At 63.5% G+C, this 9314-nt stretch carries 7 protein-coding genes; 3 read left to right on the top strand and 4 right to left on the bottom strand.

Annotation, left to right across the window (positions count from 1 at the left end):
* Nucleotides 1-3: 3 nt before the first annotated feature.
* Entirely contained in the window at nucleotides 4-504 is a 501-nt protein-coding gene (locus AAFP05_RS12185; protein ID WP_341730143.1) for a DUF3145 domain-containing protein, read from the bottom strand.
* Between the two features lie 176 nt (nucleotides 505-680).
* Entirely contained in the window at nucleotides 681-1721 is a 1041-nt protein-coding gene (locus AAFP05_RS12180) for a glycosyltransferase family 4 protein (RefSeq protein WP_341730142.1), read from the bottom strand.
* 166 nt (nucleotides 1722-1887) lie between these two features.
* Between AAFP05_RS12180 and AAFP05_RS12175 the strand changes: the two genes are divergently transcribed.
* A complete protein-coding gene (locus tag AAFP05_RS12175; protein WP_341730141.1) occupies nucleotides 1888-2982 on the top strand; it encodes an LCP family protein in 1095 nt (364 codons plus the stop codon).
* Between the two features lie 136 nt (nucleotides 2983-3118).
* On the opposite strand, the gene AAFP05_RS12170 is transcribed toward AAFP05_RS12175, so the two are convergent.
* Entirely contained in the window at nucleotides 3119-4690 is a 1572-nt protein-coding gene (locus AAFP05_RS12170) for a polysaccharide biosynthesis tyrosine autokinase (RefSeq protein WP_341730140.1), read from the bottom strand.
* Nucleotides 4691-4930: 240 nt separating this feature from the next.
* Here AAFP05_RS12170 and AAFP05_RS12165 point away from each other — a divergent pair, with 240 nt between their 5' ends.
* Entirely contained in the window at nucleotides 4931-5542 is a 612-nt protein-coding gene (locus AAFP05_RS12165) for a hypothetical protein (RefSeq protein ID WP_341730139.1), read from the top strand.
* On the opposite strand, the gene AAFP05_RS12160 is transcribed toward AAFP05_RS12165, so the two are convergent.
* Nucleotides 5536-6945, bottom strand: coding sequence for a sugar transferase (locus AAFP05_RS12160; protein WP_341730138.1), 1410 nt, complete (start codon nucleotides 6943-6945; stop codon nucleotides 5536-5538). The two genes, AAFP05_RS12165 and AAFP05_RS12160, sit on opposite strands and share 7 nt — an antisense overlap.
* Nucleotides 6946-7299: 354 nt before the next feature.
* Between AAFP05_RS12160 and AAFP05_RS12155 the strand changes: the two genes are divergently transcribed.
* Entirely contained in the window at nucleotides 7300-9264 is a 1965-nt protein-coding gene (locus AAFP05_RS12155; RefSeq protein WP_341730137.1) for a prolyl oligopeptidase family serine peptidase, read from the top strand.
* The last annotated feature ends 50 nt before the right edge of the window (nucleotides 9265-9314 follow it).

The raw sequence follows: 9314 nt of genomic DNA, 5'->3' as shown, positions 1-9314 counted from the left end.
CGCTCAGCCGACGCGGTGCAACCAACGGACCGGCGCGTCCTCGCCGGCGTAGCGGAAGACCTCGAGTTCGGCGTCCCAAGGCTCGCCGAGCAACTCGCTCAGCGCATCCTCCAAGCCGATGCCGCCCTGGGAGGCAGTGGCCATTGCGGTGCGCAGCAGATGCTCCGAGATCTGAATGTCTCCGTGCGGACCGGTGGTCGCATGAAAGACACCCAGCTCCGGCGTGAAGGCATAGCGCTGGCCCTCGTCGGCGACGGACGCATCCTCGGTCACCTCGAAGCGGATGCGCTGACAACTGCGCAATGCGCTGGCCAGGGCCGCGGAGCTGCCCGAGGGCCCCGTCCACGAGAACTCCGTGCGCAACGTGCCCGGTTCGGCCGGCTGCTGCGTCCACTCGAAGTTGACGGGCGCGCCAAGAACCGCGCCTGCCGCCCACTCGATGTGCGGGCACAGCGCAGTAGACGTCGAGTGCACGAAAATGACTCCACGCGACATGGTTCCCATCCCGGCTCCTCTCGCTTTCAGGTGTGCCTTCCCCTGCAACCTGCGCGATGGCTCCGCCGACGGAACACGAACTGTTCGATTTGTCTATTGATTCTGCCTCAATTGAAGCCCAGATGCCAGCCGGTCGGCTTGGATCACTCCCGCGGGCGACGGATCAGCAGATGACCAGCGAAGAATCAACGCAGCAATTCCTCATACACGTCCCGGTATTGCCGGGCGAGAGTCTCCACCGTGTGCTGCTGAGCCACCTCACGAGCACGTCGGCTCAGGTCCGCGCGCAATCGTTCGTCGGTCAGGCAGCGGACGATGAGATCGGCGAGTGCCTGCACGTCTTCGGACGGGAACGTGAGGCCGCCGCCTTCTTCGTCCAAGAAGTCCGCCATGCCTCCCACCCGGCTCCCGACGGACGCCACCCCCATTCCCATGGCCTCAAGAAGCGCCAGCCCCGCGGCTTCGGCGCGCGATGGCAGCACGAAGAGGTCAGCGGCTGCGTAGTACGGATAGGGATCCTGCGCACCCATGATGTGGACGACACCGTCGATCCCCAACGCGCTCACCGCGTCATCGGTCAGCGGCAGATCATTGTTCCCGACCAGATAGAGATGCGCCTCAGGCAGTCGCTGATGGACCTTGGCGAATGCCTCAACCAGGATGTCGATCCCTTTCATGAGGGTGAGGGCTCCGACGAACACCACCGCCGGATGGCTGAGTTCCTTCGGAACGATATCGGCAGGTTCCCTCGGCGACCCTACGGTCGCGTTGCACACTGTTCGCAGCCGATCGGCAGGAACTCCGCGGGCGATCATCGCCTTGGTCACCGCTTGGCTTACACCGACCGCCCGGTCGGCGAACCTCATGAGGTATGAACTGCGCTGCCACTCGTTGTGGACCGTCGCGATGATCGGAACGCCCGCGAAGAGCAGCCGCGCCACCAGCACCGCGGTTACGGTGTGCGCATGGATCACATCCGGACGAAAGCTCAACACGAGTCGCCGTGCCTGCCACACCGACCGCACGACCCCCTGCGGGCTGCGATCCCCGACGGCGATCGATTCGACGTGCACCCCGCGCGCCTCAAGGAAGGCCGCATAGTGGCCACCGGCGCTCGCCACCACCACGTCATCGCCCTGAATCACCTGCGTGATGCTCAGGTCCACCACGACATTGACGATCCCGTTGGGATGCGACAGGGTGTTGACCAGATGTAAGACCCTCAAGCTGCTGCCTCCTGCGCATCGATCCTGTGGAAGCCTAGCGAACCTTCGGCCCGATTCGCCAAGCAGAACAGCTCGTCCCAGACAGTTCCAGCTTGTCACAGGCACACAGATATAACAGTCGCACAGATATACTTGCCTGGCATCAGCACAGAGCACAGGGAGCCAGATGAGCCAGAACGAGCAATCGAAGAAGGCGCGCCGCGGCTTCGATGGACCAGACGATGGCGACTCCGACTATCTGCTGCCCGATCAAAGCGAGACGCCCGAGACGAAGACCAGCACCCGGCGCCGCAGCCGCCGCGCGTTCGCGATCATGGCGGGCCTGTTGGGACTCGTGTTGCTCGTTATCGCGGGTTTTGCGGTCTTCTACGCCAAGTCGGCAAACGACGCGCTGAACGACATGGGCCGTGAGCAGATGCTCCCGCATTCCACGCCGAGTTCGACCCAGGAAGCGTCCCAGTCGGCAGGAATGAACATCCTGCTGCTCGGCAGCGATAGCCGCGGCACCGGCGACCAGGGCAGGTCCGACGTCTTGATGATGGCTCACATCAGCCAGGACCGCGAACATGTCTATCTGATTTCCTTCCCACGAGATATGTGGGTCACCGTCCCCGGGCATGGCGAGGCGAAGATCAACGCCGCTTACGCCTGGGGAGGCGCACCGCTGACCGTCCAGACCGTTCAAGATCTCACCGGCGCACAGATCGATCATGCGGTGCTCATCGATTTTGAGGGCTTCATGGCGGTCGTCGACACCATCGGTGGTATCGACGTCTATAACTTCGTTGCATCGGATCCCGGCGATTTCACGTTCCCTGAGGGCATGATCCATCTCGATGGCAGGTCGGCATTGGCCTTCACCCGCGAACGCTACGATCTGCCCAACGGCGATCTCGACCGGGCCCGGCGGCAACGCGATGTGGTGATGGCGGTGGTCAAGAAGATTGTCACGCCCGAGGTGCTGGCCGACCCGGGCAAGTTCGCCACGGTGCTCAGCACTCTTGCCCCCTATTTCACGGTTGACGAAGGTTTCAGCGGCGCCGAGATCACCAAGTTGGCACTATCGATGCGAGCTACCGACGGCGACGCTCTGCGGTCCTTGCAGGCTCCGATCTCGGGATTCGGCACCTCGTCCGATGGTCAGTCAATCGATCTTGTCGATGCCGCGGGTGTGGCAGAACTGGGTGACGCGCTGAAGAACGACACCATGGACGCCTACTGGCAGGCGCACCGCGACGATCCCGCCGTGCGGCACCCCTGATCTCGTGCGATCTCAATGCCGAAAACCTCTCTCGTCACACAGTTCACGACTCGCCACAGTTCACGACTCGCCACACAGTGCATGACGAGTCCCTACCGGGCGGGGACGAGGCCGATCGTCGCGGCTGTCGCGATCCTCACTCGTTCTCGACCGCGGGCATCGCGGTCGTCCTGAGTGCGGCACGCTTGGGCAGCGGCCGAACTGTCGAGGGAATCATCGGCAGCGCGCCGATGGGGTCCACCGTGCCGTTCGAAGGGTCGTGATCGTCCGACGAAGGGTCGCGGGCGTCGGTGACCTCCGAGGGGTCGCGGACGGCTTCTTCGGACGAGAGGTAGTAGTCGCCGGTATAGCGGTAGCCGTCGTACGATCCAGAACGCTTGGGGGGAACTCGGTTGAGTACAACACCCAGCGGCCGTCCACCTACACGCTCAAGATTGGTCCGCGCCTTTTGCAGGGCATCGATGGTCGTCTTACCCACGGCCGTCACCAGGACGGCGCCATCCATACTGTGGCTGAGCACGGCCGCATCGGTCACCGGGATCAGCGGCGGAGCGTCCACGATGACGACTGCCGACTCGGCCAGATGGTGAACGAGGTCGTGCATCCGCTGAGAGCCGAGCAACTCACTGGGATTCGGCGGGATCTTGCCCGCGGCGATAACTGTGAGATAGCCGCGGGAACCTACCGTCTGCGCAACATCGGTTATGGACGCTCGTCCTACCAGCACGTCGGTCAGGCCGACCTCACCGGGAAGGCCGAAGATGCCTGCCACGACCGGACGTCGAAGGTCCCCGTCGATCAACACGACACGTTGACCACCCTCGGCCAATGTAACTGCCAAGTTGGTAGAGATCGTTGACTTGCCTTCGGACGGCAATGCACTGGTGACCACGATCGTGCGCGGCGGATCGTCGACATTCATGAATTGAATATTGGTCCGTAGTTCGCGCATGGCCTCGGAGACCGCGCGCAGATTATCGTGTCCGGTGCCGGCGCTGGCGCCTGCGAACGGGATGAGGAGGTACTCCCCGGTGAACGACTTCTCCTCGGGTATGCTGCCAACGATCGTGAGGCCGGTCCCCCTTTCGACGGCTTCGGCCGAATGCACCCTTCGGTCGAGGGTGAAGCGCAGGAATGCGTACGAAGCGCCCGCAACCAGCCCGAGTAGCCCGCCAATGGCGATGGCCAGACGCGTATTGGGCGACGTCGGCGAGTCTGGCAGGCGAGCGGAATCGGCGGCTTCGAGCCGTATCCGGGCGGGTGCATCCCCCTGTGCGCTGCCTTCGATACGCTCGATCTCGGCCTGCATGGCCCGAACCCAGGCACTGGCCAGGTCTCGGGCCTCTTCCGGCGTCGGCCCAGTGGCCTGGACCTCGATGATCACAGTGTTGAGGGGGTTCGAGACGCTCACCCGCTTGACCAAGGCCTCGGGCGTGGTGTCCAAACCTAGCTCCGCAATGGCGTTCTCGGCGACCGATCGCCAGCTGCCGATCTCTACGTAGGACTTCACCATCGACAGCGCGAGGCCATTGTCAGCCGGATTGCTCGACTCCGTGTTGATGGCCACGACGTAGCCATTGGCATCAGCCGTATAGACCTTGGGCTGCAGCGCGGCCCAGCCGAATGCCAAAGCGGCACCGATCACAGCACCCAGAATGATGCCGACCCAGTGCGAGCGGACTATACGCAGATAATCGCGAAGCTCCATCTTTTCCTTTGCGATCAGGCAGTGCTGGAGGACCGTGTTCGCTACTCTCCAAACCAGCTACCCGGCGAACTCTTCTCGGGGGGTGCGAGACGCAAGATTGTTGGTTGATAAAAAGTTTAGCAGATTCTCGTTGCCTAGTGAAAATCACTTTCAGTCCAGCGCTGGCGACGTCCCCGCGACAAGCCCTTCCGGCTCACGCGCTCGACTATCATCGGAATCAACTCACCGAACGGAGCCCGTATGTTCGAAATCCTGACCGTCTGCACCGGGAACGTGTGCCGGTCTCCACTCGCAGAGTTGCTGCTTCGTTCGAAGCTATCCGGGTTACCCGGACGCATCCACAGCGCGGGAACGTACGATCTGGGCTCGGCACCAATGACCACACAGGCTCAGCAACTGGCCGTCCAGCATGGCGTGTCCGCACAGCTTGCGGCAGCTCACCGTTCCCAATCGCTGTTCGACCAAGACCTGACCAGCCCCGACCTCATTCTCGTCATGACACGAAGCCACCGCCGCGACGTGCTCGAACTGATGCCGACGCGCATGCGATCAGTCTTCACCATCCGAGAGTTCGCACGGCTGGCACGGACCTGCACTGACGTCGCTATTATCACCGCCGCCCGACAAGCCGAACGCGAGCCATCGGCACGGCTGCGTGCCGCGGTTGGTGTCGTCGCGTCGATACGCGGAATGGGCCAAGCAGCGCCGGCCGACCCCACTGACGATGACGTCACCGATCCGTATCGTCGGTCGTGGGAGACCTATCAGCTGTCCGCGAATCAACTCATTCCCGCAGTGGACGAGGTCGCGCGGATCGTCCGTCTGGCCGCTACGAACCGCCCGGATCAGTAGGCACCCTGGGGCGAGATCATCGTCTTGACCGTCTTCAGGACAATCACCACATCGCCCAGAAGCGACCACCTCTGCACATAGCGCAGGTCCAGCTTGATGCTGTTCTCCAGGCTCAGATCGGATCGTCCGCTCACCTGCCACAGGCCCGTGATGCCCGGTTTGATCAACAATCGGCGAAGCCCCACGTCAGGGAACTCATCGAGTTCTCGCTCCAGGTGAGGACGAGGACCTACAATGCTCATCCGACCGCGAAGAGCGGTCCAGAACTGCGGCAGTTCATCGAGCGAGTACTTACGCAGAATGCGGCCGACCCGGGTGATACGAGGGTCGTCGTCCATCTTGAACAACGGCCCATCGCCCATTGACTGGTGACGCAAAACCTCAAGCCTTGCCTCGGCATCCACCGCCATGCTGCGGAATTTGTGAATCGTGAATGGCTTGCCACGCAGACCCACCCGTTGCTGGCGAAAGATGATAGGACCGCGATCGTCCAAATAGATCGCGATAGCGATGGCCAGGAAGACAGGTGACAGCACGACGAGAGCGAGCGTGGAGAAGACGATGTCGAATACCCGCTTGGCGCGCAGCGTCCAGCCACTCAGCTGCGGAAGGCCGAGGTGACCGAGATCGAAGCCTGCGACCTCTTGGATGCTGACCCGGGAGCCCACCGCGTCCAAGATGTCCAAGGCCAGAATGACGCTGGTGTGCGATCGCTCGAGACCCCAGACGAGATCGCGGAGCTGCTCGGTCGACAACTCCCCACCCGCGACCACGACCGACCGGTATGCGCCGCTCGCCACCAGATCGGGAATCTGTTTGAGAGATACCTGCGGCAGGCGAGTATCCTCCGAGCTCAGCTGAGACTGGTGGGGCCCGACCAGACATGAAGCGGTGGGCGTCAATCCGAATTCTCGCGTGCGACGCAACTGATGAATCACGCGAGACGTTTCGGCCACCGATCCGACGACGATCGTCGGCATCAGATGCTGTCCCCGCAGCCGAGCGTTGCTCAACCGCAGCCTCGCAACCCACCGGAATGCCAGTAGCAAGATCGTGCCGAGCGGCAACGCTATGAGGAAGTAGGAACGCGAGAGCTCCGCCTTCAAAAGATACGAGCCGATGGCGATGACGCCAAATGTGTGCAGACTTCCCGCCAACACCAGCTTGTACTCTTCGAGCCCCGCCGCGACAACGCGGCGGTCCCTGGAACCCACCACACTCAAGATCAACAGCCACACGACCGTCACGAAGCCGGCCTCCCATACCGGGTCATTTGCCAAGGCCAGAGATGGCGCGCCGAAACGCACCAGGTAGCTGATCGCGACCGCAGCTGAGACCACAATCACGTCACCGACACTCAGCAGCTTGTGGAACCGCAGGTACCAGTCGTCGGCGGATACCACCCCGAATAGAGGCCTTGTCGTGGTGGGCCGATCAAGACCCGAGACCCAGGGCTGTATCCGACTATCGATTGACCTGTCGACTGACAATGTGGACCCCTTGAGCGAGGAGACAGGGATCACGTGAGGGGGCACGTACTAGACGTTTGTCTAACTTTGATGATCCGCAGGTCACACTACCCTAGGACTTCCGTCTATCGTCAACCCTGCCAAATTGGCCAGCCCGTGGACACGGACTTCTGGGCAGAGCGACAAATCTGGCGGTGGCGAGCCGCTTCGCGCTCGTTGCTGGACCTGCGCAGCGCTGCCGTTGCTGGACCTGCGCAGGGCTGCCTCAGATGAGGTAGCTTGGCCGCCATGGACGTAGCGGATGGGCCGATCGTCAGCCCCTACGGCAGCTGGGCCTCACCGATCGGCATCGCCGACGTAATCGCAGCGGGCGCGTCGATGCGAGAGTTGGTGGCCGATAGCGGCTGGTTGTGGTGGTTGGAGACGATCCCCGATCAGGACGGTCGCAGCACGGTGATGCGGCTGCTTCCCAGCGGGGCCGCACAGGAGATCACCCCCACCGCCAATGTGCGCAGCCGCGTCAACGAGTACGGCGGCGGCGCTTTCGATGTGCGCGACGGCATCTTGGTCTATTGCGATGATGTCGATCGCAGCGTGAAGCTACGTACTCCCGACGGGAGCGTTCACCGGTTGACTACCGCCGATCCGGTCGTCCGCTATGGCGATCTGCGCGTCTACCCTGGTGCCGGGTTGGTGTTGGCGATCCGCGAGGATCATCGCGTTGATGGTGAACCCGAGACCACACTTGTTGCACTCGGCTGGCCTTCGGTCGACGGCGGGCCCGGCAGCGAGACCGTGCTGCAGCACGGCGCCGACTTCTACGCCAACCCAGCACTGTCGAACGATGGACGATTGGCCTGGCTGGAATGGAACCATCCGTCCATGCCGTGGGACTCAACCCTGCTGAAAGTCGGACGGCTGGTCACCGCCTCAGCCGGCTGGCGGCTCGCTGACGTCCAGCTGATCATCGGCGAACCGGCTGGCGGGGCGGAGGGCATCGCCATTCATCATCCGCGCTGGAACGACGACGACAGCCTGATCTTCACCAGCGAGGAGTCCGGATTCTTCCAACTCTGCGAATGGTCGCCGGACGGGATTCGCGCCCTCACCGAAGGCCCCCGCGACCACGACCTGCCGCTCTTCGTGCTGGGCAACCACGTCACCGCCGCGCTCGACGACCACCGGATTCTCAGCTGGCAACTCGACGAAGGCTTCTGCCACCTCGAGATCGTCTCTCGTCGCGGCGAACCCCCGAGGCGCCTGGCCGGGATGTCGTCGGTGGATTCGGTGGCCAGCACCAACAGCGTCGGCTATGCGATCGTCGATCGTCCCAGAGACCATACTGCGCTCGTCCGCGTGGAGCCCGATGGTGCCCTGAAGGTCCTCCGCTCGACCGGGGAGTCGCCCGCTCGTGCGGTGACCTCGGTGCCGCGGTCGCTGGTCTTCGAGGGACGCACAGGCGAGGTGCAGGCCTGGTATTACCCGCCCACCAACGACGCCTTTCAGGGGCCGACCGGCACGCGACCACCAGCGCTGGTGCGTGTACACGGCGGCCCGACAGCGATGGCGACCAATGGCTACTACGCCACCGTCCAGTTCTGGACCTCGCGCGGCATCGCGGTGCTCGATGTCAACTATTCGGGCTCCGCCGGGTTCGGACGCGACTGGCGCGAACGGCTGCTCGGTGCCTGGGGCAGAGCCGACGTCAGCGACTGCATCGACGCGGCCGATGCGGCCATTGACGCGGGACTGATCGATCCTGGACGCATCGCCATCGCCGGCGGCTCGGCGGGCGGATTCACCGTACTGAGGGCGCTGATGAACTCGGACCGGTTCACGGCGGGCATCGTCCGCTACGGCGTGAGCGACCTGAAGGCGCTGGTTGGCGGGCACAAATTCGAGTCACACTATCTGGATTCGCTGGTCGGTCCGTGGCCCGAAGCGGCGCAGCGGTATGAGGACCGCTCCCCCATCAACACCCTCGACCGGTTGAACTCGCCGATCCTGATCCTGCAGGGCACCGAGGATCCGGTCGTCCCGATGGCTCAATCGACCGCGCTGGCCGACGCTGCACGAAGGCGCGGGCTGCCCATGGCGATGCGGATCTTCGAGGGAGAAGGCCACGGCTTTCGCAGTTCGGCTGCGCGCGCGGACGCGTTGGCGGCCGAACTCAGCTTCCTCGCCCAGATCTTCGGGTTCCTGCCCGCGGACGACTTGCCCGAGCTGGAGATCGAGGGGTTGGCGAGGCGCTGAGCAGGCGGGAAGCCTTGAGCAGGCGGGACCGCCTGTCCGGCGCCGTTTCG

It is taken from the genome of Brooklawnia sp., from assembly GCF_032229645.1.
Taxonomy (GTDB): domain Bacteria; phylum Actinomycetota; class Actinomycetes; order Propionibacteriales; family Propionibacteriaceae; genus Brooklawnia.
This window is presented reverse-complemented; position numbering and strand designations above follow the sequence as displayed.